We start from the raw sequence: 24,894 nt of genomic DNA, 5'->3' as shown, positions 1-24,894 counted from the left end.
ACTTGAATCTAAAGTAATTTTATGAAACATATTACCGCCACATTAATTAATCTCTACCACGTTTGCAAACGTGAACTCTGGCTCCATGCCAATGAAATCCGGATGGAACACACCTCCGACACCGTCACCGAAGGCAAACTCATAGGCGAAAACACCTATACTGATCGTGCTGCTAAATATACAGAGCTGCAACTCGATGGTATCAAAATAGATTATTATGACGCACGAAATAAGGTAGTACATGAGATCAAAAAGAGTGATAAAATGGAGGCTGCCCACGAAGCACAAGTCAAATATTACCTGTATAAACTCAAGCAACATGGCGTAGAAGGTGCTACCGGCATACTGGAGTACCCTACCCTAAGGCATACATCACAGATAATTCTGACGGATGAAGATGTGATAGTTATACAACGATGGGAAGCAGATATTTCTGAAATTATCTCTAGAGAAGAGATGCCTGGTGTGATCGATAAGCCGGTGTGTAAGAGATGTAGTTATTTTGAGTTTTGTTATTGTTAATTCAAACCTTATAGGTTTCGAAAACCTATAAGGTTTAAAATAAATGAAGATATGAAATACCATTGCCCGCTTCTTCCTGATCATATCTACCATGTATTTAATCATGCTGTAGGCGCCGAAAACCTATTTAGAGAAGCAGATAACTATTCCTATTTTCTGGAATTGGCCATAAAACATGTCGTGCCTATAGCTGATTTTTATACCTATAATTTGCTTCCCAATCACTTTCATTTTTTAATCAGAATCAAACCTGAACACGCACTTGCTGATCACTTCAAATTTCAAAAAGATAAAGTAGCAGAACCCGATATGGATTGGCCAAAATATGAAATGCAACAATTTAGTAATTTTTTCAATGCCTACGCTAAAGCTTACAACAAAAGATTTGAGCGTCGCGGAGCGCTATTTTTGGATTATCTAAAGAGAAGTCCTATTGATACCACTGATTACTTAAAGCATTGTATCCATTACATACATTATAATGCAGTCCATCATGGATTGTGTCAAAGTATAGACGACTGGTACTGGACGTCCTATCATGCTCATATAAAAATCAAACCAAGCAAACTAAATAGAGAAGTAGTACTTGAAAATTTTGAAGGAAACAGCAATTTATAAAATTTCATAACGGGAAACCAAACATATCAGGAGATGAACTCGAATTTATCTAGCATCAAACCTTATAGGTTTTGGAAACCTATAAGGTTTTAATGATGAAGCGTACTTACTACTTATTCAACGACGGTCGGATGAGCCGTAAAGACAATACCTTGTGTTTCATAGCACGAGACAAAGATGGACGTGAACAACCTGCCAAGTACATCCCTATCGAAACAATCGATACGATGTACGTTTTTGGCGCATTGGATGTCAATGCTGCGCTGCTCAATTATTTGGGTCAGCGGCATATCAGTATGCATTTTTTTGATTATTACGAACATTACACAGGATCATTTATGGCGAAGGATTATCTCCTTGCAGGCAAAATGCAAATAGAACAAACCAAGGCGTATATCAAAAAAGATCGCAGGATGCACATTGCTACAAAGCTGATAGATGGTGCTACGTACAATATGCTCAAAAATATGAAGTACTACGATAATCGTGGGAAAGATACATCAGAAAAAATATTGCAATTAGAGACATTGCGAGATAGTATCTCCGCCGCTACAGATATTCCCACATTGATGGGCATAGAAGGCAACTCCCGGCAGGTATATTATAGTGCTTTTGAAGCCATCATTCCGGAATTCACAATGAGCAATAGGACAAAACAACCACCTGACAATGAGATCAATGCGTTGATCTCTTTTGGGAATATGGTGTGTTATACTTTGACATTGGATATGATATATCACACCCAACTCAATCCTACAATTAGCTTCCTGCACGAACCAGGTTATCGGAGATATTCATTGGCTTTGGACATTTCTGAAGTTTTCAAACCCATACTGGTCGATAGGACGATATTCAGAGTATTGAACAAGAAAGAGATACAAGAAAAACATTTTGACCGAAAATTGAATGGTTGCTTCCTCAACGAAACCGGCAAAAAAACATATATGCGCGCATGGGAGGAACGTCTATCGGAGACTATAAAACACCGATCACTCAATAAAAATGTGAGTTACAAACACTTGGTGAAACTGGAATGTTATAAATTGGCAAAATATATCCTGAAGGATGAGCCTGAGTATAAACCATTTAAAATTTGGTGGTAATAAACCTTATAGGTTTTGGAAACCTAAAAGGTTTAAAATGTAGTAAATATGTATGTAATCGCAGTATATGATGTAGGTGAAAAGAGAGTAGTAAAAATGCTGAAACTCTGCAGGCAATATCTCAATTGGATACAAAACTCAGTATTCGAAGGTGAACTGACCGAAGTACAGCTGAAGGAATTAAAATATAAGGCCAAGGAAATCATGAAGGCCGAAGAAGATAGTTTTATCATATTCAGCAGTCGGGAGCAAAAGTGGATGGATAAGCAAGTGATTGGTAAAGAGAAAAACAATCTGGATAATTTTTTATAAATTTGAGACTGTTACCGTTCTTTGACATCATTGGAAAGTATAAAACGTCAAAAGGTATATGTTGTCGATCCACTTGAGATAATAGTGACATTGCTTTGACTTGGACCGTTATGCGATATTAAAAAATAATTAACGCATTGGATATCAATGAGTTTTGAAAATCGTCGAAACAAAGTGTAAAACGTATTATTGATAACAGACGATTTTTTTTTGCCAAATAAGATAAATATGTATATATAAGTAATGGAAAATGAGATACCTTTGTGCTGTCGTCGAACGGCTCTTATAATCGCACCATATTGGAATTGAAACGTTACTGACCAAAGCATCGTCCACATGGACGGAGCCTTATAATCGCACCATATTGGAATTGAAACTGATATCTATTATTGTCGATATATACGCCCCATATCTTATAATCGCACCATATTGGAATTGAAACGCCGCTATTGTCGGCAATACTTTGTTAGGTGCAGTGCTTATAATCGCACCATATTGGAATTGAAACTTCCTTCTTGTTTCTATTCTGTCTACGACGTTTGTAGCTTATAATCGCACCATATTGGAATTGAAACACTCTTTTGTAGATGTACAAGTGGTACATAAACAGGCTTATAATCGCACCATATTGGAATTGAAACGTGTAGAGTATGAGTGCGAAGGAGACGAGTTGCACTCTTATAATCGCACCATATTGGAATTGAAACTATACTATGACAGGTACAATGCCAATGAACTCGTGACTTATAATCGCACCATATTGGAATTGAAACATTATTAAGAACATTTGTCTTTTAGTTGTGTCCTCACTTATAATCGCACCATATTGGAATTGAAACAATATTACACCTTCAGCACGTTCTAACCAACCACCAACTTATAATCGCACCATATTGGAATTGAAACGATTTTCCACTAATTCGTTAAAGTCTTTTCCATCACTTATAATCGCACCATATTGGAATTGAAACAAGGATAGGCAGCTACATTATAAATGGCATTCGGCTTATAATCGCACCATATTGGAATTGAAACGAAATAGTATTGTCATCACTATCACTGTCGCTATCTCTTATAATCGCACCATATTGGAATTGAAACTCGACTTTAGCGCGGTCTGGTATTGGGTAAACAGCCTTATAATCGCACCATATTGGAATTGAAACTTAACTCCTTGTTCATAGTTTTCTTTCACAATGAAAACTTATAATCGCACCATATTGGAATTGAAACTTAAATAACAATAAAAAACAAATATCATGAAAACGCTTATAATCGCACCATATTGGAATTGAAACAATGAAATAGTGATAGGTTCATTTGCAGATGGTACTCTTATAATCGCACCATATTGGAATTGAAACTCATACTGATGTGATCTGCCTGAGAGAGATTGGTCCTTATAATCGCACCATATTGGAATTGAAACTGGGAGATTTCAGCAGGCTTATGGTAGGACAGTGGGCTTATAATCGCACCATATTGGAATTGAAACCAGACGAAAAGATATGGAACGAGTACAATAAGGCCACTTATAATCGCACCATATTGGAATTGAAACCAGATGATACAATCAATGGACTTACAGGCACATTAACTTATAATCGCACCATATTGGAATTGAAACGGTGTTGTGCGTATGCGTGCAGGATGGGGATTAACTCTTATAATCGCACCATATTGGAATTGAAACTCTTATCTTCGTGCATTTTGAGTTGTGCCTGTCTGCTTATAATCGCACCATATTGGAATTGAAACTTCCTTCTTATTTCTATTTTGTCTACGACGTTTGCTTATAATCGCACCATATTGGAATTGAAACGGAATTGTATTTACAGAACAAAAGCTTATAGATTGGCTTATAATCGCACCATATTGGAATTGAAACATGCAGGCACAGACATCAAAGGCACAGCATCTATCTTATAATCGCACCATATTGGAATTGAAACTAGCAAATAAATTCGTTTCCTACTTCGCCTTTATACTTATAATCGCACCATATTGGAATTGAAACTGGCAAAGGATGCCATGCGACACCTTATATATACTGTCTTATAATCGCACCATATTGGAATTGAAACATTGATGCCATTATTTGCGATTTGCCTTATGGTACTTATAATCGCACCATATTGGAATTGAAACGATATTGGACAGTACACCGGATGCCTATGCACGTGGCTTATAATCGCACCATATTGGAATTGAAACAGAGATAGTGTGACTACATCTCCATAGCTGTTTGCTTATAATCGCACCATATTGGAATTGAAACCTGGCCTACTCTACTGGTATGCGTGTGAGCGAAGTCTTATAATCGCACCATATTGGAATTGAAACCAGTCTGATGTACACAGATATGGAGTTGCCATACATGCTTATAATCGCACCATATTGGAATTGAAACAACAGTACGGAACAGACAAAGGCGTTCAAGATGTATCTTATAATCGCACCATATTGGAATTGAAACTTTTTTACCTGTCTGGCGATCTCATACATCCTGGTACTTATAATCGCACCATATTGGAATTGAAACTAGGCAGTCATATATGGATTGGGCCTTCTGAACATCTTATAATCGCACCATATTGGAATTGAAACCCTACTAATGTGGCCGCACCTAACAAAAACTCACGCTTATAATCGCACCATATTGGAATTGAAACGGAATTATGCTCTTTATGTACTTGTTTCCAATAAACCTTATAATCGCACCATATTGGAATTGAAACTTCATAGGAGAGCAGCCAGTCAAAGTACAGGAAGCTTATAATCGCACCATATTGGAATTGAAACGATTCAGGTACAATGCATCCCCGTGAACACGTGTCTTATAATCGCACCATCTTGGAATTGAAATGTGACAACAGGTATAGTGCACTCATCTCATTTGTGCTTATAATCGCACCATCTTGGAATTGAAATGTTAAAAAACGAACTTCAAGAAGGATCGACATGCTGCTTATAATCGCACCATCTTGGAATTGAAATAATAGTGACACCAACAAGTTTAACAAATCCAACAATACTTATAATCGCACCATCTTGGAATTGAAATATTGTACCAAACTTGCAAAAGCATAACCAAAATTAGCTTATAATCGCACCATCTTGGAATTGAAACGATGATGTGGATAGGGATGAGTTTACTACACAGTTCAACTTATAATCGCACCATCTTGGAATTGAAACTGAAGCCTGTCCTTGCGAGTTTATATTTTGCCCGGACTCTCTGTTTAGAAAAGTCCGGACATAAACTACTTACTTACTTCGTCGAATGAATACCGATTCTATTACCTTCGGTATCAATGAATTGAATAATATTTCCAAATTCTCCAATAGATGTTTTTGGAAAAAGAAGTTTGCCACCTGCCGGCTCAATAAGCGGAACTTCATTATCACAATCATCGCTGTTAAAATAAATAATGGTGCCATTTGAAGCAGGTGTGTTATCATCGGCCAGTACTAATGCACCGCCTATTTCACCTTTTGCATGATCTACATTTTGCATATACATTTTTGTGCCCGGCATCTCGATGTATTCGAAATCCATTCCTAACACTTTTCATAAAATGTTTTAGCTCTCTCTAAATCTGTCACGGCTATTTCATACCATGTTAATTTACCTACCATATTATTAAAATTTAAAATTTAAAAAAAAAATTACTATCTATTCTGGACTTTGCCATACTATATTTATTATCAACCACTTACCATTTTCTTTCACCAATTGCATAAAATCAAAACCCCATTCGGCAGATACCTTGCCTATGGCAATTTGTTCGTGAACAGCTATTACTTCGGCTTTTCGAGGTATATCAATAGGCTTTTTTTGAGCATTCCATTCGCCAGCCAATTTTTCCAAACGTTCAAATGACATTTGACCCATTTGGCCAAACGGTTTATCTTTTGCAGGTCGATAAAATCCAAATTTATTGAGTTTAGGATGAACGCTTTCCCGAATTAATTCTGGTTTGGCATCATAAAGAGCGTCCAAATAATTCATCATAGCTTCTTCTACCATTTGCTTATCAGTCTGTGCAAAAGTAGAGAAGGAAACAAATAGCAAAATGAATATTTTTAGAAATATCTTAGTCATTTGTATTGTCATAATAGGTGAAGTCTTGTGTAATTTTTCCATTTTCAATTTTAAATATTGTACAAATAGGAAGCTCAAAAGATTTTTTGTCAGGAGCGGTTCCTGAAGAAATAAACTCCACAATCACATGGTCACCCGCGTGATAAATAGCTTTAACTTCATCCTTAACGTCAGGAATCATTTGTGCTAATTCACTGTATTTTTTTGATTATTTCACCTTTGGTTTGTATCACGGTGGCATTCCCAAAAGTTGGGTCTTTAAAGGTAGCACTGTCCGCATACATCTCCGCCATTTTCACCCAATCATGTTGGTTAAAGTAATCAAAATTTTGTCTGACTATTGCTTCATTGGCTTCGGTATCATCTTTTTGTTCAACCTTTGGGCTACCGCAAGAAAACAAAAGGATCAAAATGAGAAAAGAAAATGGTCTTGTTTATCATGGTATAAAAATTTTAACTAATTGCTTTTTTCCAAACCCACCAAGCCATCAGCCCACGTATAAATGGTTGATAAGTATAATTATATAAGCCTAGGAAATTTGAAATAGGTTCATATGCCATAAATTCATTAGCCAATGCCATGAAATTAAACAATGCCCAAATGATCAACATCCAGCTTAATATTTTTCCAAAACCTTTGTCCTTATACAGACTGAGTCCGTAAAACAGATTGGCCAACCCAAATGCTAAAATAAACATGCCAAAAAACGAATTGCTGAACATAGAAAAGTAGTCAGATCGTATTTGTATAAAGCTTTAACAGCCATATCCGGTTCAGCCAGATATTTTGCCCTTAATCCATTTAGGTAAAATAAAACGAACATTTGTCTTATAATTTCTACTACTGCAAATACTACAAAAAATAAGAAGCCCATTCCCGAAAAACCTAACGACTTTCGGAATTGAGTTAAGAAAAATCCCCACATTGCAACTAAAACCAATAGGCAATGAATGATAATCCACCAACGGTTAATAATATACGTACCATTTTGAAACACTGCCGCTCTTTCTTCAAAATCTGTCGGTACGTCCGGAAAGACCAGATGTATACCTGATGTAGTGATCACGCTAAGAAAACCACATATAGCTGTAAATTTTAAGAATTTTTTTGATTCCATCATTTTTATCGTTTGAACTAAGGAAAAAGACTATTATAAATCACTTCTGAAGCTACTTGACTTCCTTTTTCCGAAGGATGAAAAAGATCTTGACCATAATATGTAAGGTCATTAGTTTTGTCAATATAATCCTTCCAAACCTTGCCAACAGGGCAAAGTATAGCATTACTCTTCGATGCAGCTTCGGTATAGTTTTTGATTACACCATCGAAGTGATGATAATTAGCGTGTGCTGGCCATACCATATAAAAAGCAAGTTTAGCATCATTTTTTGCACAAAGATCCTTAAATATTTCAGCAGCCTCAAACAATAATTTTCGTCCTTCTTCTTGAGATGAAGGCCCTTGCTGTACAATAACAAAGTTATACTTTTTTGAATCAACTAATTTTTGGACTTTGCCTTCCGCCAAATGATCAACTAAAGCATAATTTGGTAATGTCAAAGATTCTGTTTTAATTTTTTTTCCTTTAAATTCAGCATGTTTTACAAGAATTTGAGGTAGGTCGTTGGTGTAAGTAAGACTATTTCCTACAAAAAGTATTACTGCATCATATTTTTTGACTTGATTAAAAGTATCTACATTTTTTGTGCAAGATATAAAGGATATGCTCATCAAAATGCAAAAAATAGATGCTCTCCAATGGGAAAATATATTTGTGTCGTGCATAATATTACTAATTATGATAAAAGTGCCTTGCTTTCATATATTCAGTTGATTTCGTTATCAATAGCTTTAATATATCTAAATCAATACTTGCTAATCCTTTGATATACAAACATGAGGAGCCAATTGTGTGATTTCCAAGTTGAGCCAGAAGATCCTTATAATCCGAAAAACCTGCTACTATATAAATCGTTAAACTTTTTTTTCTATTCGAAAAACCAGTTATAAACCACTCACCTTCTCTCCCTGATTCATATTTGTATTGATAAGTCCCAAAACCAACTATAGAATTATTCCAAAGTTTGGGCTGTTCATTACAAATCTCTGACATCATTTTCAATAATGTTTGGCAATCTTCTTTGCGGTGCTCATCCTCAATTTTTGCAATATAATCAATGATTTCTTCCATGTCTCACCTTGGATTATTTACAGTATCTAATCGCCCTGACTTATTCAGATAAAATTTAGCAGCAATTAAACCTAAAAATATTAAAGCAGTACAAATAATAGGTGGTAAAAAAGTAAGGAAAGCCATTGCAAAAAATAAGCTACCAAAAATCAAAATATTAATATTTAATAAGCCTCCAAGTAATATTTTGTCTTCCGTTTTTTTTAGTAAAAATAGATTTACCAGGCCAGCGAACAAACATAAAAGTGTAAAACAAATGCTCATAGAAAGAAACAGATCATCGGTACTCTACTTAAAACCCATTCCCAAATCTCTTTGATAATTTTTCATCAAATCAAACAAAGTTTTTTCTGTATCATTATCAGCTAAGGATTCCGAAAAAAAACTCAAAGCATGAAAAGCGGCCGTAATTAATTGCAAAATGGCACTTAACTTAAATAGGTTCCTAAACATTTTTAATTGATATCTTTGCCTGTTTCTAAATCTTTTATCATTTTTTCAACCTGACTTTTTTGTGAATCGCCTGGAGCTTGTGGCAAGGCTTTCTTAGCAAATTCCAAGGCTTTATTAAACTCACCTAAAGCAGAATGAGCTCTTATCATTCCAAAATTGGTTGCAAATATATTGGGATATTTTTCATAATTAGCTTTGTATATTTCCAAGGCTTCAGTAGCTCTCTTTTGTGTGATAAGACTTCCTGGGCATACGTACTGACCTGAATAGCATTGCCGAGTGGAATTGCCTCTTTCATGACTGCATCTGCCTCTGTTTGCTTACCTTGTTTGAATAAATAATTAGCTACTGTACTAAGCGAAACAAAGTTCCTTTCGCCAGGAAATAGAGATGCAGCAGATCTATTTGCCCATGCAAATCCCTGCTCTAACTCATAATTGTTTTGCAAACAAAAGTTAGCAGCCTGCGCAAAAGCAGCAGAAGTAAAACCCTTTGGTGTTTCCAACTCTTTTTTGAAGCTGATAAACTGCAACTTTAATCCATCTACTTCAATCTTCATTGGGATACGACGTTTTTCCCATAACAATGCTAATATGGCTGAGGTCTGACTTTGATTGTCAAACTCAAATTTCATAAATTCTACACTCTGATTGATGGCCTCGTTTTTTACAGTTACTTGCAAAACATCGTCTGAAGGGTTATAAGAAAAACTTCCCCAAGCGCTTGTGTTCCTATTGAAGATTATGGTGGTTTCTGTTTCACCTAAATTCATATACAAGCCATAGCTACCAGGAGCAATACTTTTGCCCTCTACCTTTGCTTCTGTCGAAAATGAGATAACTGTGCATTCATTAGCTCCAACTCTCCAAGGAGCAGCTTTACTGCTTCCAAACTGCAAATCTTTTAAACCATAATGAGCAATGTCTGTTCCCCATATCTTGCCTTCACGACCTTTTACTGCCGGCCGATTATAGGTAAGCTTCACTTCGCACAGATGTATATTTTCACTAACCGTAGCTCTTTTATTTCCACCGTTATTTGGCGTCGTAAGTGGCTGTAATTGAGCAAACAAGGTATTTGTAAAAAAGTAAAACAATAATTAAGTTTTTCATTACTAATTAAATTTTATTGTCCTAAATTTTTATTTCCTTTAAATTTTGATTCGAGTAATTTGCAAATATTCATTATAGATACTACATCATTTCTCCTACTTCATGTAGAATACCATTTAAATATCACAAAAGTAGATATTAGCTTTAAAGTAAAATTGTTCAAATGCAAAATAAGATCAAAGCTTTTTAGTGAATAATATCTAATTATTCTTCAAATGTATGATAAAATAAATTACATAATTATCAAAAACTAAAAATTAAGTTATTTCTTGCCAAATGATAATTTCGCAATCATTTTTGACACTAAATGATACCATTTACAATGCCGGGGAATGTGACCTAAATTTACATTTCAATATCGTAGATTGTTAAAATTAGGTATATTGGTAATCCTTTCACATAAACTTTAGAAGTAGGATTAAATGAAAAAAGAATATTTTATAAACAAATTGCTCAACAAAAAAGAAGATAAATCAGTGAAGTCCATAAGAGAAAGTATTGGGTGTATCCCAAAATATTCAACTTCATCTGAATAGCATTAGTGTTTTGAGAAGAAGAGTTAAGCAGAGATTTTTATCTATTACTGGAATCACAATAGACCAATACTGTCGTAAAGCCCGAGTTCACAAGGCTATGAAACTGATTTCCAATAAAAACACTTAACTAATTTTAACGCAATTAGAATATTCAACAGGATATTACTACCAATCACATTTTATAAGTGATTTTAAGAAATTATATTTACAGAACAATAATCTATAGATTTATAACCAACTAAGAATTTATTTTTAAGTATCCTCTTACTTTTGAGTGGCAAAAAATCTCAGCCATCATACACCTGACACTTCCTCCTCCGAATTTTTCAATATGGTTGATTGGTATTGGGAGTAATTGAGTTTTGGCACTTAGTTTTTCCTTTTGAACTGATGACAAAGCATCAAAAGCCGTTTGGGACATACAAAGATATCGTTTATTGTCCTGAGCTCTTACTTCCAGCATATTGCCAGCAAACGACTCAACTTGGCTCAGACTTATCTCTATGACATCTTTACCAGTTTCGGCAAATGATTTATAAAGCTTTTCCTGGCATCTTCATCAGGAATACTCTCCATACATATCACGACAAAATCTTCTCCAAGCGCCATCATAACATTGGTGTGATAAATATCGTTGCCGTTTCTGTCCAAAGATCTGAAAACAACACTTGTGGTACCCATAAGGACATTAAACTTATCCAATAGTGTTGCATCTGTCCTTTCACTCAAGCAAGCATATACAACATGATTTGGTCTGTCAAAAATCATACTACCTGTCCCTTCCAAAAATAAAGGCTCCTGATCATCTTCATAAAATTCAAAGGAATATCTGTTGCTGATCTTAAACTCTCTTCCTACGGCATCTATAATTTCTTCTCTTCTTTCTATCCGGCGGTTTGCAGCATACATAGGATAGGTGATGAGAACTCCGTTTTCATGAAAACTTATCCAGTTATTTGGAAAGACAGCATCCGGTTTTACCGGATATGAACTATCTTCAACCACGAGCACATTGATACCTTTTGATCTCAAAATGGACACCATATTGTCAAATTCATTTCTGGCTGTCTCTTTGAGTTGATCCGGATCATTAATGGTATCCACAGACTGAAAAGAATTGTTCAGAGCTGTTTCAGAGTTGTATCCAAAATTTACCGGTCTGATCATTAAGATATTCTTTGATAGTTGTTGCATGCAAAAAAGATTGATTTTGACGCAAAATTACGCTAATTCAGTACTTTTGTCAAAAATTAACGATTTTTTAATAACTTTTTGATCCAATTTTAATTTTGTATTATAAAATATCATATCTTTGTAGTGATATCAAATTTTAGACCTTGTCAAAAAGGTTGATTTTGTTTTTTTATTTATTTTTAATTATTTTTTTAATGAACATTTTTGTTGCTAAATTGAACTACAGAACAAGTTCTGAAGCTTTAGAAAATCTATTTTCACAGTATGGCGAAGTTGTTTCGGCCAAGGTTATTATGGACAGGGATACAGGAAGATCCAAAGGATTCGCATTTGTTGAAATGGGAAGTGAGGATGCAGGTATCGCCGCGATTGCAGGATTAAATGAAACTGAATTTGAAGGTCAGACCATCGTATGTAAAAAAGCAGAACCAAAACCTGCGAACGCTCCGCGTAGAGATAACAATTTTAGACCAAGAGAGAGAAGATATTAAGATATTGAATTATAAAATTGAATCTTTTAAGCCTTTCGAGTCATCGAAAGGCTTTTTTGTTTTGTACAGGTCCATTTTTCTATTTTTGAATTTTACCCTGACTTCATTTACTTTCCATGATTGTAAGAGTTTAAATTTTTATTGCCTTAAAATCTAAAATCAATATATTATAAACCTGACTTCAAAATTATCGCCTCATTTAGTTCACCTGCCCGCCTATTATCATTGTTATCATTGTTGTCAGAAAAGCTAAATTCGTTGATTATTTTATCGCCAGAGCCATAATCTCTTGATTCACTACTAAGAAAAATTATAAACATACTCCTATTCAACTTCAAGTTTCATTTGTTTAATAAAAATTAGATACAAAAATTCCTCACTAAACAGAATTTAAAAATTAAAAACAAATATTAATAATCAATGATTTATATATAATATATAATATTATATTATTTATGGCATTTTTTGTATTTTTTTTAAAATATTTTAACCATCATCTTTGTATCATCAAATAAGAGAAATTATTTCCAATTCTGTTAACGAATAAGAATTGGATAGACAGAGATAATAAATTGAGCTTGAGTTATAAAGAAAGGATGGTAGTTGGCCTTGAGAAAGCTGATTATCTGGTTTGAGTAAATGTTGGTTTTGATCCTTGGGATTAGAAAAATGGCCTGTTGCACCAAAACAGGCCATTTTTTATTATGGTTTGAGCTTCTTCTCTCCGGGCTGTAAAAGTTCACCATCATTTTCAGCTTTGGCTCTGTCCACTATAGCTTTTACATCAGCGAGCATTTTTTTGCATCATAAATGATTCCATCTTTTATTGTATATTTGACACCTCCTATCCGCTCCGCTTCGTTTTTTCGTTCAGTTTTATTGTTCCGGTTCCATACAGGACCTTTATATTGGCCAATGGATTTTCGTCCAGCAAAACAAAATCAGCATACTTACCTATTTCGATACTGCCAATTTTATCCACCATACCCAAAGCTTCAGCTCCTTTAAGTGTGGCAGCTCTGATGACCTCAAGTGGCAAAAATCCGGCTTCGCGCAGCAATTCAAGTTCTCTGATGTACCCAAATCCATAGAGCTGATAAATAAACCCTGAATCTGAACCGGCCGTCACTCTCCCACCCTTATTTTTATATTCATTTACAAATTGCATCCATAGTTTATAATTTTCCTTCCAGGCAATTTCCTGCTCTGTACCCCAATCAAACCAATATGATCCATGAGATATTCTACTAGGAGCATAAAATTTCCAGAGTGAAGGCAATGTGTAGATTTTGTGCCAGTCTGCTTGTCTAGCCCTCATCAGGTCTCTGTTGGCATCATAAATATTGAAAGTAGGATCCAATGTAAAATCCATTTTCAGTAATTCATTCATGACAAAGTTCCATCTTTCCGATCCTGGCTTTGCTGCTTGTTTCCAAAGTCTTCCCGCTTCTTCAAATCTATGTTGTTCATTGTTATAGTTGTAATCAGATGGATAATCCTGCAGGGTCTGACCATCAAATAGTGCTTCAGGAAGGCCATACCAATGTTCCATAGTAGTGAGACCGGCTGCAGCTGTAGCCATTACATTCATTCTTCCGACTTCTAGTTGGGCATGATGGCAGGCGGACTTTAGTCCCAGCTTTTTATTCTCATCCAATGCCGCTTTGAAAATTTCAGGTGCTGCACCAAAAAATTTGATACCATCAGCACCATTTTTTGCATTTTCTCTGACCCACAATCTCGCTTCTTCAGGTGTTGATATCGGTTTGTCCCATCCTGAACCAAATGCCGGATAACATAAAATCCTTGGTGCGGCAATTTCATTCTTAAGGCTCTTTGCTTTATGTTCCATAGTCCATTTCACACCGTTACCACTGGCAGGGTCCCTGATTGTAGTAATACCATGACCAAGCCACAATTTGAAAACATATTCAGCAGGTGTACCTTGGGATTGACCTCCAATGTGTCCATGCATATCCACAAATCCTGGTAAGATATACATGCCCTCACAATCCATCACCTTATCACCGGCACCTGCTTTTGGGCGATCTTTATCCATGACTGGTGTACCCGGATATCCTACACTTTTGATTTGTTTGATGATATTTTTTTCAACGACAATGTCCACCGGGCCTATCGGAGGTGCTCCAGTACTGTTGATCACGGTTACACCCCGAATGATCAATCTCTCGAACGGTCCATCACCTTCTGATCTTTGGGGAGCTTGCTGAATCTGGCTGTAAAGGAGTCCATTCACCAAAGAGCAAATAATAAAAAAACATAGTGTTATAAAATATTTCATTTTCTAAAAATTTTAACGTTTTGAATCAGCCTGTCTCTTGATTGGTTGGAGTACAATATTAATAAATTCAACCTTGAAAGCCCCCAAATAACCTCAAACAGGTCTTAGTCGTTCTTTTTAGAATATGGATGTCACATGTTGAATTCATACTTAAGGATATTGCCTTTATTACATCAAAATCCAAAAATATAAAATATCTGGAAAATATCTATGAAGTAATAATTTTATTCTAAAATAATTACAATTTCACATCCGGAGTAAAATGGTACTTTTGCGTTATGAATAAGATACACCACCATACTCATTTGTTTGGGCCTACATCGCTTTATTGCATCTATACAGCATTTGATGAATTAATAATAGATAAATTTGAAAATTATCAAAAAAAGTCATGGCGAAACAGATACCAAATTCTCACATCCAATGGAATTCAAACGCTCAGTATTCCATTACAAAAAGGGAAAAATGCACAGCAACTGATTACAAATGTTAAAATATCTTACAACGAAAACTGGATTAAAAATCATCTGCTTACTTTAAAATCTGCATATGGAAATAGCCCATACTATGAATTTTACTATCCTGATATTGAGAAGGTTTTCTGTAAAAAATATACTTATTTATTTGATTTGAATACGGATATTATGTTGAGGATGTTTTCTACACTGGGACTTACGACAACGATAACTTTTTCTGATTCTTACATAAATAACTTACATCAAATCCCATCCGATGAAGTCAGGTATATTAAATATCCTCAGGTTTGGGAAGAAAAACATAACTTTACACCCAATATGAGTATACTGGACCTTATTTTCTGTACAGGACCTGAAGCTCATGGAATACTTAAATCAATGAAAATAAGCAAAATTTTAAACCCATGATAACGCATTCGTCCGGATTGAGGGATAAATTGGTGAAGTTGGCTATCATTACTGACAAGCTCATAGATGTCACTATGGAAGTAGGACACGAAAAACTGGAAGTAACGCTACATGAATTGCGCAATCAACTTGAAGCTCCTTTTACCTTTGTCATAGTGGGCGAAGTGAAAGCCGGAAAAAGCAGCTTTATCAATGCCTTGCTTGATACTGATAAGGAAATATGTAAAGTTGCTCCTATGCCCATGACTGATACCATTCAGCAAATTATTTATGGTGATGCTGAGTATATCGAAACCATCAACCCGTACCTAAAAAAGATACATCAACCTATCGAGATCTTAAAGGAAATAGCCATAGTGGATACACCTGGTACCAATACAATTGTTGAACACCATCAGGAAATCACTGAAAGGTTTATCCCATATTCAGATTTGATTGTATTTGTATTTGAAGCAAAAAATCCGTACAGACAATCTTCATGGGAGTTTTTCGACTATATCAATGCAGAGTGGCACCGCAAAATCATCTTTGTTTTGCAGCAAAAAGACTTATTGCCGGAAAATGACTTGAAAATAAACTATGAAGGAGTTGTAGAACATGCCAGAAAAAAGGGAATTGCAGATCCCAGAGTTTTTGCGGTATCTGCCAAACTTGAGCAAGCTGACTTTCATGATATTTCGGGCTTCAAAGAAGTTCGCAACTTTATAAGCGATAATATCACTGGTGGAAAGGCACCTGAATTAAAATTTCAAAATAATGTAGCTACACTACTTACTATTTCGAATAAGTTGGACGACAGCATGAAAAACAGGATCAACCAATATGAAGTAGACGTAAAATTCAGAGATGAAATCAGAGAACTCATTGATACACAACACCTCAAAACATCAAAACAAATCCAGGTGCTGGCCGAAAATCTTTTGGATAGCTATGACAATATCACAAGACAGAAGCTAAGTGATCTGGAAGATGGATTGTCTTTTATGAGTGTGGTAAAGCGATCGTTTTCGTCCATTTTTGGTAAGGAATCAAGTCTGAAAGAGTGGCTGAACACACAGGCAAAAGACTTTGAACTCCGATTAAATACTTCCTTGAGAGACAAACTGCAAAATGGCATCATAGATGTAGCTGAAAACATTCAGATCATGGGCAAGCTGGTAGATAATAAGTTACGGTACTCTGAAACCATTCTCAAAAATAATGATGAAATATTTGCAGATATTGCAGAGAGACGAATTAATGTACTCAAAGACCTTCAACAGAGTTTCAGCCAGTTTATGAATAATGCAGAAAACTTCTACGATGACAGCATGGTTTCAGAATCTTCAAAAATGACACCAAATCTGGCTGCAGGTGGTGGAGTAGCCATCGTAGGTGTAATTTTAGCTGCTGTGGCTCAAGGTGCTGTGTTTGATATCACAGGGGGTGTTTTAACTGCTGTTGGGGTACTGTTTGCTGGTGTTACTTTAGGTTTGAATAGAAGTAAAGTCATCCACAAGTTTGAAGAAGAAATAGTGAAAGGCAGAACAAAAATGAGTCAGGAAGTGTCTGAAAAATTATCTGATTACACACAGCGTATCCGACATAAAATTGAGTCCAACTTTTATGAATTTGATCAAATGCTTGACAAAGAAGGTGTTACAATAAAAAGGTCAATAACGTACAAAACGAAATCAAAATGGAACTCAATAATATTGTATAGTAATCATTTGATCACAGCATATTGTCAAAGCATATCACCATTAATTGATGATTTTGAATGTGGTACGCCGATTGGATTGATGCTGATCTTCTGTACATTGTTCGCAAACACAAGTATCGATAAGCAAAGTTTCTCCATATCCCAAAGCCATAAGTCTCAAAGGATCAATTGCATTAGCAATGAGATAGTCTACTACTGATTGTGCTCTCTTTTGGGATAGTACTATATTATAGTCCTCAGCGCCCCGACAATCAGTATGACTCGACAATTGGATTTTTATTCTTGGGTTTTCTCTCAGTACAGTGACTAACTTATTTAAAGTTGGTATTGCCTCAGGCTTTAGATCCCATTTGTCATAATCATAATAGATATTGCTGAGGTTTATTTCCTTGTTTAAATATATTTTATCCAGAATCAATTCAGTATTGATGGTTTTTGAAGTTTCTTTCTCTTTCCAGATCAAATTTTTTGTAGAAACAGTACTTGCGTTGCTGAGATACTCCAATTTCATACCTGTAATTTTTATATCTGCATCTTCAGGTACAGCACAATAGAACAAACCATTATCATTGGTGTAGCCCTCAGATATTTTTTGATTATTTTGATTTGAAACTCTTACAAATGCTGCATTCAGTGGCTTTTTTGATGCTATTGGGGAATTGGGATCGTCAGGAATTGTATATTCATTGATAAATACTTTGACAGTCAGGAACAGGCTCTTTATGACTTTTGCAGATGAATCCGGATGTATCACTACGTCTTTCGGTACTTCAGGTATCGGTATCATTTTGTTAAATCTGTAAATGTCGTCTTTTCCGGTTCCTGGTTTTGAACTTGTAAAAAATCCTTGCTGCGTCACCCCGGCCTTTGGCCTTGCTTTATAGTCAACAACAAATGAAAACTCATCACCACCTGAATTGATGCCGTAACCAATATTGACAGGTGTAGCCCAAGAAAAATCATCTTTTAAGTAAGTTTTAAAAATATCATATCCACCCAAACCCGGAAGGTAATCTGAAGAAAAATACAATGTATCGCCGTCTCCTGTTGGAAATTTTTCATTTCCTTGAGTATTAATGGACGCAGGAAACTTTTCAGGGTCTGTCCATGATCCATCTTCAAGAAGTTCAGCATAAAACAAATCGGTCGTTCCGCCTGGTTGTTCAAAGTCTGAAGCAAATACAAGTACACTATCATTTTCAATTAATGTAGGTTGACTGTAATTTGCTTCATCTTTGACAAAAGGTAAGGATACAGCTTCATTCCAAACATCATTTGTCCTGATTGTATACATAATTTTGCACTTCGAATCAGTATTTCCGGTACTGAAACACCGTGTAAAATATAAAGTGTTCATATCTTTTGAAAACCAAGGAGTACCTTCATTGTGCTCAGTATTGATAGCAGAATCAAATCTTCTGACCTCCGAACCACTTTTTATAGTAATGAATATGTCACTGAATTTTTCACCTGTCCAATTGTAGACTCCTTTCCCTGTGGCATCCTGTCTCTCAGAAGTGAAAACTAAATATTCATTTTCAAAGAGTGCAGGACTATAGTCTGAGACAGCTGAATTTTCAAAAATCTTCTCTACCGTGTATTCAACAGGTTTTTGTCTGGAAATTAAAGCTTGTTTACATACGAGGATTTCACGGTCAAATTCTTGTTTTCTACCTGTCATTCCTCGCAATTTTTCATAATTAGAAATAGCGATGTCATAGTTTTCAAGTACTTTTGATATATGCGCAAATGCAGCTATAGCTTCTGCTCCATATTCATTTTTCACAGCCAGATCCAACCATTTGGCACTTTCATTGTAATTATGTAGTTTAAGGTAAGATTGTCCTAGTAAAAAAGCTTTACGCCCTTTAAATGATATTGTGTTGGATTGCCCATATTCTTCTTCCAGAAGCCCAACAGCAACTGCATATTGCTTTCTTTCAAATGCCGTCTCTCCGTCCTTTATTCCTTTGGAAACAGAACACGAAATCACTGTAATGACTAGAAATACATAAAAAATATGAATATGAATAAACTTCATATAGACAATTAAGGTGATACAAATATAACAAAATATATTATAATTGTTTTTCAGCGTATCTTTAAAATTTCAATCTGAAGTGTGAGAAATAAAAGTTTGGAGATAATTTTGATTTGCATCAAATTTTGAGCTAAGATATTTTACAAAGTTAAGTTTGGTTTCACATAAGTCATTCGTTGAGACTCAGTATTAAAACCTTTAAATGATATCAAGAGTCAGCCTAATCATATCCCCTAATGCAGTTTCTCTGTCCACATGATCCATACTTTCACCGGTGACAAGAGAGTCCGAAATGGTACAGATAGTCAAAGCTTTGGCATTCAGAAGTGTAGCAGTAAGAAAAAGGGCGTAAGCTTCCATTTCAAGACAGGCAACTCCCATTTTTGCCCATTTTTTCCAACTACCTTTTTCAAAATCATAAAAGGTGTCTGAACTCATAATATTGCCTACGTGATGACGCAATTGTAATTCTTCAGCACGATTGACAGCCTTGGACAATAGTCCATAATCTGATATCGCAGAAATCTCTCCTCTTAGTTTGAATTGTTTACTAAAGTTAGAATTTGTAGAAGCTGCCTGAGCGATGACAAGGTCTTTAATTTTGATATCTTCCTGTACTGAGCCTGCTGAACCAACCCTGATCAATTTCTTAACACCATAAAATTTGATCAATTCATAAGAATATATACCTATCGATGGCATGCCCATACCTGAGCCCATTACAGAAACCCTTTTCCCTTTGTAGTTTCCTGTAAAGCCAAGCATATTTCTTACTCTGTTAAATTGAAATACATCAGTTAAAAAATTATCTGCAATGAACTTTGCTCTTAAAGGATCTCCGGGAAGGAGGATGGATTCTGCTATTTCGCCATCTTTTGCTTCTATATGAGGTGTTGCCATAGATCTGTATTATTTAAAAAAAAGAAATTGTGTGATAATGCCTTTATATCACAGACAAAATCATGCCATTTTCCTACACGGGTCTCAATCTTTTATCAATCATCACTTTTACTTTTGCCAGAATACGGATACTTTTCATCCCTTGGTGCATAGGATTGATAATTATATTACACTCCTGAGGTATGATCACGCTGGGTACTTTTATTGCTAAGACTTCTTTTTCAAAAAACAGAACTTCAGTTCTCTCCCGATAAGGAAATATTTTATTTTCCGCTTCATAGTCCTGTACTTCTTCACATAAAGAAACAATCTGTGTTTCATCTATACTTAAAGACAGAAATTCATAATCCAGCCGCAAAGCATCAGCACTGTTGAAGTGAACTATTAATTCAAGTAAAGCAAGCGCCCTACTTTCACTGGAATACAAAGCGGCAATACCTGGTCTGTTCCACCGACCACCATACAGTTTGGCACCTTCTCCACTTAAATCATTGGAGTATTTTGACCGGCATATTCTGTAAACTTCCATCACGCAAAAACACCATGCTCGATGCGCCCCAAAATATGATGTACAAGCTCAAACCCAAAAGGTGTATCTAATAAAGATAGTGGCGTCTGATAGTCTAAATCCATAACGGGTGCTTTCAACCATGAATTAAAGCTTTCTTGTGTGCCGAAAACCTCCAAACCATGCTGATTCAAAAGACTGAGCTGAATCACTTTTGCGGAAGCGTCCGTATCTAAGAGATGGTCAGGAAGATATCTCTGAAGAGTCCGTAAAGAAACATTGAGAATCTTAGCAAGATCTGAGATACTCAAATCCATCTTTTCACCCAAAAAATAAAAGTAGCCTGTCTTCAACCCGGACCTGGCATTGCGCACCACCATCAAATCAGCAGAAGACGTATACTGTGGCTTTGAGATGTAAGCTACAGCAGGCTCATTGGCATAGGATGAATACTCATCGATATTTTTGTTATAGGACATAAAATGATATTTTGACACAAATATAATGTCATTTGTCGTAATTGTCAAGTTTTATTTTATTTTATTTTTATTTTTTTTTGTTCATACATCTTTCCATATCCAATATAAAACATTTTCTCTTGTTTGATCGTCTTAATATACGATGTTCTATTAATGCAAGTTTAATGGAAGGTAGTACCAAGGATAAAATCTTAAAATCCAATGACAAAAATGAATACAAAAATTAAAAGCTTTCTGAGAATATTATTCTTTCTTTTGATAGGAATAATACTTGCAGGCGTTCTTATTCCATTTGTTTATAAGGATAAAATCGTTCAGTATTTAAAACAAGCAACCAATAAAAATATCAATGCTACAGTAGATTTTAAAGATGCTGATATTTCAGTATTTTCTTCATTCCCTTCGCTGAGAATCACTATTGACAGCTTATCTGTGGTAGGACAGGATACATTTGAAGGCATAGTGCTATATGCATCACCCGAAACTGCATTAGATTTAAATCTTTCTTTACTATTTGGAAAAGACAAAACACCTGAAATCAAAAAACTATATGCTTACAGACCTGAAATCAATATTGTCATTTTAGATTCCTTGAGAGTAAATTACCTGATTCAAAAACAAAAAGAACCTCAAACAGCATCTCAGTACAAGCTGTCATTAAGATCTTATGAAATAAAGGAAGGAAATCTTACATATCAGGATAATACTCTAAACCTATTCATGGCTCTTGAAAACTTCAATCATAAAGGCAAAGGAGACTTTACACAAGATGTTTTTGATTTGTTTACCGAAACCAATTCTGAAAAAGTGTATGTCAGATTTGACGGAACAGAATACCTAAACCGGGCGAAGGCAAACCTTAAGGCTGGCCTAAATTTGAATTTTCCTGAAAATAAATACACATTACTAAATAATACCCTGAAAATCAATGATTTTGATGTTCAGGCTGATGGATTTTTCCAGATCAAAAATGAAGGAATTTACAATGATATTACATTTAAGACAGCATCTGAATCATTTAAATCCTTTCTTTCTTTGATACCGGGTGCTTACACCAAAGATTTCGCCAATGTAAAAGCCGCGGGCAATGCATCACTTTCAGGATTTGTCAAGGGCATTTATAATGGTGAAAAAAGTATATTTCCTGCTTTTGATATTCTATGCGTGATAAAGGATGGATCTGCCAAATATCCGGATCTACCCCAAGAGTTAAAAAATATTCAGGCCAATATAAATGTAAAATCATCTAAGCCTAATCTGAGTGACTTTTCATTTGCTGTACCGATGATAAAACTTACCATAGGTAATGATCCAATAGAAGGAAAACTATTGGTGACAAGAGTGACTAGTGACCAAAATGTGACAGGTTATCTAAAAGCAAAACTTAATCTGGCCAATATAAAAAATGCTTTCCCGATAGAAAATCTGGAAAAACTTGCTGGCCAACTCCATTGCAATCTGGATTTCAAAGCCAAGATGGAGGATATAAAAGCAAAAAATTATAACAAAATCAGTTTTTCTGGCGAAGGGTCGGTTTCTTCCATCGTTTATCAATCAGGCGGTATGCCTGTAGTCACCATAGGAACTGGAAAAATGACAGCATCACCTGAAATATTACAAGCAAGTGCACAAAGTATAAAAATGGGTAAAAGTGATGCCGATGTTTCGTTAAAAATACACAACCCATTGTCTTTGCTTACTTTAGACAATAAAATAAATGCTGATTTCAGTATCAATTCAGGCTTTTTGGATTTAAATGAGTGGATGCAGCACCCTGATAAGGCACCTGAATCCAAATCAACCACAGCACCGGTAACCATTGATGATAGAATCATTCAAAATTCAGGTTTGAATCTCAATATAAAGGCCGGGAAAGTTTTGTTTAATGATAAAACCATAGAGAACATCAATATCAATGGAGCTATGGTTGCTAATGCAATTCAGATAAACGAGTTGTCTGCCAAGATTCAAAAAAGTGATCTTCGGCTAAAAGGGAAAGTGATAAATGCATATGATTATCTTTTCAACAATAATATCTTGGATGGAGAACTAGAATTGTACTCAGACTATTTTGATGCCAATCAATTTTTAGTAAATACCCCATCCGGAGGAACAGATAATACATCGGCTATACCTGTTCCTGATAGAGTCAGGATTCAATTGCGCACTCAGATAAAGGACCTTATGTATACCAATCTGCATCTGAAGGATTTTCAAGGCTTACTGGAAGTAAAAAATAAAGAAGTAGCCATTAAAAATGTAGAAACCAATGCATTGGGTGGCAAAATGTTTTTTGAAGGATTGTATAATTCGACTGATCTTAGCCAACCAGACTTTGCGGTCAAACTCGATTTGAGCAAAATTGCATTTGCCGAAGCAATATCCAAAATCGACATGTTCAAAAAAGTAGCGCCGATTGCTGCTTACATCAATGGATTTTTTAATACAAGCATCGTCATGCGTGGAAAATTAGGTGGTACTATGATGCCGGACTTGAGTACCCTTGATGCATCCGGGATGATTGAAACACTCAACGGAGCTATAAAAGGTAACAATCCTATGGCTGAATTGGCTCAAAAAACCGGAATAAAAGAACTCTCTGAACTCAATCTTTCCAATTCAAAAAACTGGTTTGAAATAGTGAAGGGATTTATGGAATTAAAACCTTATAACACTAAAATTAAAGGTATAGATTTTACGATTTCCGGCAAACATGGATTTGGCAAGGAGATGGATTATAAAATAAATCTCGTGATTCCAAGAGAAATCATAAAGAAAAACAAAATACTAAGTGTAGCAGAAGCCGGTTTGAGCAATATTGAAAAAGAAGCCAGTAAACTTGGCATCAATATCCAACAGGGACCTGAAGTATTTCTCGATGTATTAATGACAGGGCCTTTTAAAAAACCTAATTTCAAGATAATACCAAGAAATTCACAAGGATCAACCTACACAGATGCAGTAGAATCAAAGGCTAAAGACATAGTAAAAAATGTCACCGACAGTGTAAAATCAGAAATTAAGAAAAAAGAAACTGAACTAAGAGACACCATTACCAAGAAGGCAAATGAAGAACTGGAAAAAGTAAAATCCCAGGTCGAAAAAGCAGCCGATAAAGCGATTGATTCCATTAAAACCGTGGCAAAAGACCAGGTCATCAACAGACTGGATACACTTACAAAAGGAGTCATTTCAGACTCTTTGAAACAAAAAGCAAAAGATATCCTTGATAAAAAATCAACAGAAGAAGTAGACAAGATAAAAGAGAAGCTAAAAGACTTCAACCCATTCAAGAAGAAAAAAGAAGGCGGAGGGTAGAATATCCTACAAAGGTTAAAACCAAAAGTTATAAATTAAAAAAATATTACATAAATTTTGCTGTTTTATAAAAAAATATAGTGGAATTATTACCTTTGCGCAAATTTTTTAAAAATCTTACA

General features: G+C 35.3%; 16 protein-coding genes, 5 pseudogenes and 1 CRISPR repeat array. Of the genes and pseudogenes, 7 read left to right on the top strand and 14 right to left on the bottom strand.

The window, feature by feature from the left end:
• Positions 1-21 precede the first annotated feature (21 nt).
• The 4 genes from IPK35_10895 to cas2 all read left to right on the top strand — a co-directional run bounded on the left by IPK35_10895 (position 22) and on the right by cas2 (position 2,555).
• Positions 22-522 carry a CRISPR-associated protein Cas4 gene (locus tag IPK35_10895; GenBank protein MBK8053748.1) on the top strand — a complete coding sequence of 167 codons (501 nt, stop codon included), beginning with the start codon at positions 22-24 and terminating at the stop codon, positions 520-522.
• Positions 523-573: 51 nt separating this feature from the next.
• On the top strand, positions 574-1,140 hold the full coding sequence (locus IPK35_10890; protein MBK8053747.1) for a hypothetical protein: 567 nt from the start codon (positions 574-576) through the stop codon (positions 1,138-1,140).
• Between the two features lie 95 nt (positions 1,141-1,235).
• Positions 1,236-2,243 (top strand): type I-B CRISPR-associated endonuclease Cas1, encoded by a 1,008-nt coding sequence (gene cas1b, locus IPK35_10885; GenBank protein ID MBK8053746.1) that lies wholly within the window; start codon positions 1,236-1,238, stop codon positions 2,241-2,243.
• Between the two features lie 48 nt (positions 2,244-2,291).
• Complete coding sequence (cas2, locus tag IPK35_10880; GenBank protein MBK8053745.1) at positions 2,292-2,555, top strand: CRISPR-associated endonuclease Cas2; 264 nt, start codon at positions 2,292-2,294, stop codon at positions 2,553-2,555.
• Between the two features lie 282 nt (positions 2,556-2,837).
• Positions 2,838-5,753: a CRISPR direct-repeat array (repeat unit 30 nt; unit sequence CTTATAATCGCACCATATTGGAATTGAAAC).
• A 73-nt stretch (positions 5,754-5,826) separates the two neighbouring features.
• Here the strand turns inward: cas2 and IPK35_10875 are convergent.
• From IPK35_10875 to IPK35_10835, 9 genes and pseudogenes are all read right to left on the bottom strand, one after another.
• Positions 5,827-6,194 (bottom strand): annotated as a pseudogene (locus IPK35_10875) (VOC family protein).
• Positions 6,195-6,231: 37 nt separating this feature from the next.
• A complete protein-coding gene (locus tag IPK35_10870) occupies positions 6,232-6,702 on the bottom strand; it encodes a nuclear transport factor 2 family protein (GenBank protein MBK8053744.1) in 471 nt (156 codons plus the stop codon).
• Positions 6,653-6,953: pseudogene (locus tag IPK35_10865) on the bottom strand (nuclear transport factor 2 family protein). Before IPK35_10865 ends, IPK35_10870 begins: the two are co-directional and overlap by 50 nt.
• 160 nt (positions 6,954-7,113) lie before the next feature.
• On the bottom strand, positions 7,114-7,359 hold the full coding sequence (locus tag IPK35_10860) for a hypothetical protein (protein ID MBK8053743.1): 246 nt from the start codon (positions 7,357-7,359) through the stop codon (positions 7,114-7,116).
• Complete coding sequence (locus tag IPK35_10855; GenBank protein ID MBK8053742.1) at positions 7,347-7,781, bottom strand: hypothetical protein; 435 nt, start codon at positions 7,779-7,781, stop codon at positions 7,347-7,349. Before IPK35_10855 ends, IPK35_10860 begins: the two co-directional genes overlap by 13 nt.
• A 14-nt stretch (positions 7,782-7,795) precedes the next feature.
• Positions 7,796-8,221 carry a hypothetical protein gene (locus tag IPK35_10850; protein MBK8053741.1) on the bottom strand — a complete coding sequence of 142 codons (426 nt, stop codon included), beginning with the start codon at positions 8,219-8,221 and terminating at the stop codon, positions 7,796-7,798.
• A 232-nt stretch (positions 8,222-8,453) separates the two neighbouring features.
• Positions 8,454-8,852 (bottom strand): DUF1801 domain-containing protein, encoded by a 399-nt coding sequence (locus tag IPK35_10845; protein MBK8053740.1) that lies wholly within the window; start codon positions 8,850-8,852, stop codon positions 8,454-8,456.
• A 455-nt stretch (positions 8,853-9,307) separates the two neighbouring features.
• Positions 9,308-10,401, bottom strand: a pseudogene (locus tag IPK35_10840) (DUF2911 domain-containing protein).
• A 790-nt stretch (positions 10,402-11,191) separates the two neighbouring features.
• Positions 11,192-12,147: pseudogene (locus tag IPK35_10835) on the bottom strand (amidinotransferase).
• A 194-nt stretch (positions 12,148-12,341) separates the two neighbouring features.
• Between IPK35_10835 and IPK35_10830 the strand changes: the two are divergent.
• Complete coding sequence (locus tag IPK35_10830; protein ID MBK8053739.1) at positions 12,342-12,638, top strand: RNA-binding protein; 297 nt, start codon at positions 12,342-12,344, stop codon at positions 12,636-12,638.
• Between the two features lie 702 nt (positions 12,639-13,340).
• Here the strand turns inward: IPK35_10830 and IPK35_10825 are convergent.
• A pseudogene (locus IPK35_10825) lies at positions 13,341-14,940 on the bottom strand (amidohydrolase family protein).
• Positions 14,941-15,218: 278 nt separating this feature from the next.
• On the opposite strand from IPK35_10825, the gene IPK35_10820 reads away from it, so the two are divergent.
• Entirely contained in the window at positions 15,219-15,824 is a 606-nt protein-coding gene (locus IPK35_10820) for a WbqC family protein (GenBank protein ID MBK8053738.1), read from the top strand.
• Between the two features lie 1,742 nt (positions 15,825-17,566).
• On the opposite strand, the gene IPK35_10815 is transcribed toward IPK35_10820, so the two are convergent.
• The 4 genes from IPK35_10815 to IPK35_10800 all read right to left on the bottom strand — a co-directional run bounded on the left by IPK35_10815 (position 17,567) and on the right by IPK35_10800 (position 21,454).
• Positions 17,567-19,567 (bottom strand): OmpA family protein, encoded by a 2,001-nt coding sequence (locus IPK35_10815; GenBank protein MBK8053737.1) that lies wholly within the window; start codon positions 19,565-19,567, stop codon positions 17,567-17,569.
• A gap of 198 nt (positions 19,568-19,765) precedes the next feature.
• On the bottom strand, positions 19,766-20,467 hold the full coding sequence (deoD, locus tag IPK35_10810) for a purine-nucleoside phosphorylase (GenBank protein ID MBK8053736.1): 702 nt from the start codon (positions 20,465-20,467) through the stop codon (positions 19,766-19,768).
• Between the two features lie 73 nt (positions 20,468-20,540).
• Positions 20,541-20,996 carry an RES family NAD+ phosphorylase gene (locus tag IPK35_10805; protein ID MBK8053735.1) on the bottom strand — a complete coding sequence of 152 codons (456 nt, stop codon included), beginning with the start codon at positions 20,994-20,996 and terminating at the stop codon, positions 20,541-20,543.
• Entirely contained in the window at positions 20,996-21,454 is a 459-nt protein-coding gene (locus tag IPK35_10800) for a DUF2384 domain-containing protein (GenBank protein ID MBK8053734.1), read from the bottom strand. The genes IPK35_10805 and IPK35_10800 overlap by 1 nt, the downstream gene beginning before the upstream one ends.
• Before the next feature lie 210 nt (positions 21,455-21,664).
• On the opposite strand from IPK35_10800, the gene IPK35_10795 reads away from it, so the two are divergent.
• Positions 21,665-24,772, top strand: a complete 3,108-nt coding sequence (locus IPK35_10795; protein MBK8053733.1) for a hypothetical protein — start codon at positions 21,665-21,667, stop codon at positions 24,770-24,772.
• The last annotated feature ends 122 nt before the right edge of the window (positions 24,773-24,894 follow it).

It is taken from the genome of Saprospiraceae bacterium (assembly GCA_016713025.1).
GTDB lineage: Bacteria > Bacteroidota > Bacteroidia > Chitinophagales > Saprospiraceae > OLB9.
The sequence above is the reverse complement of the archived record's forward strand: the minus strand, read 5'-3'. Positions and strand labels throughout refer to the sequence as shown.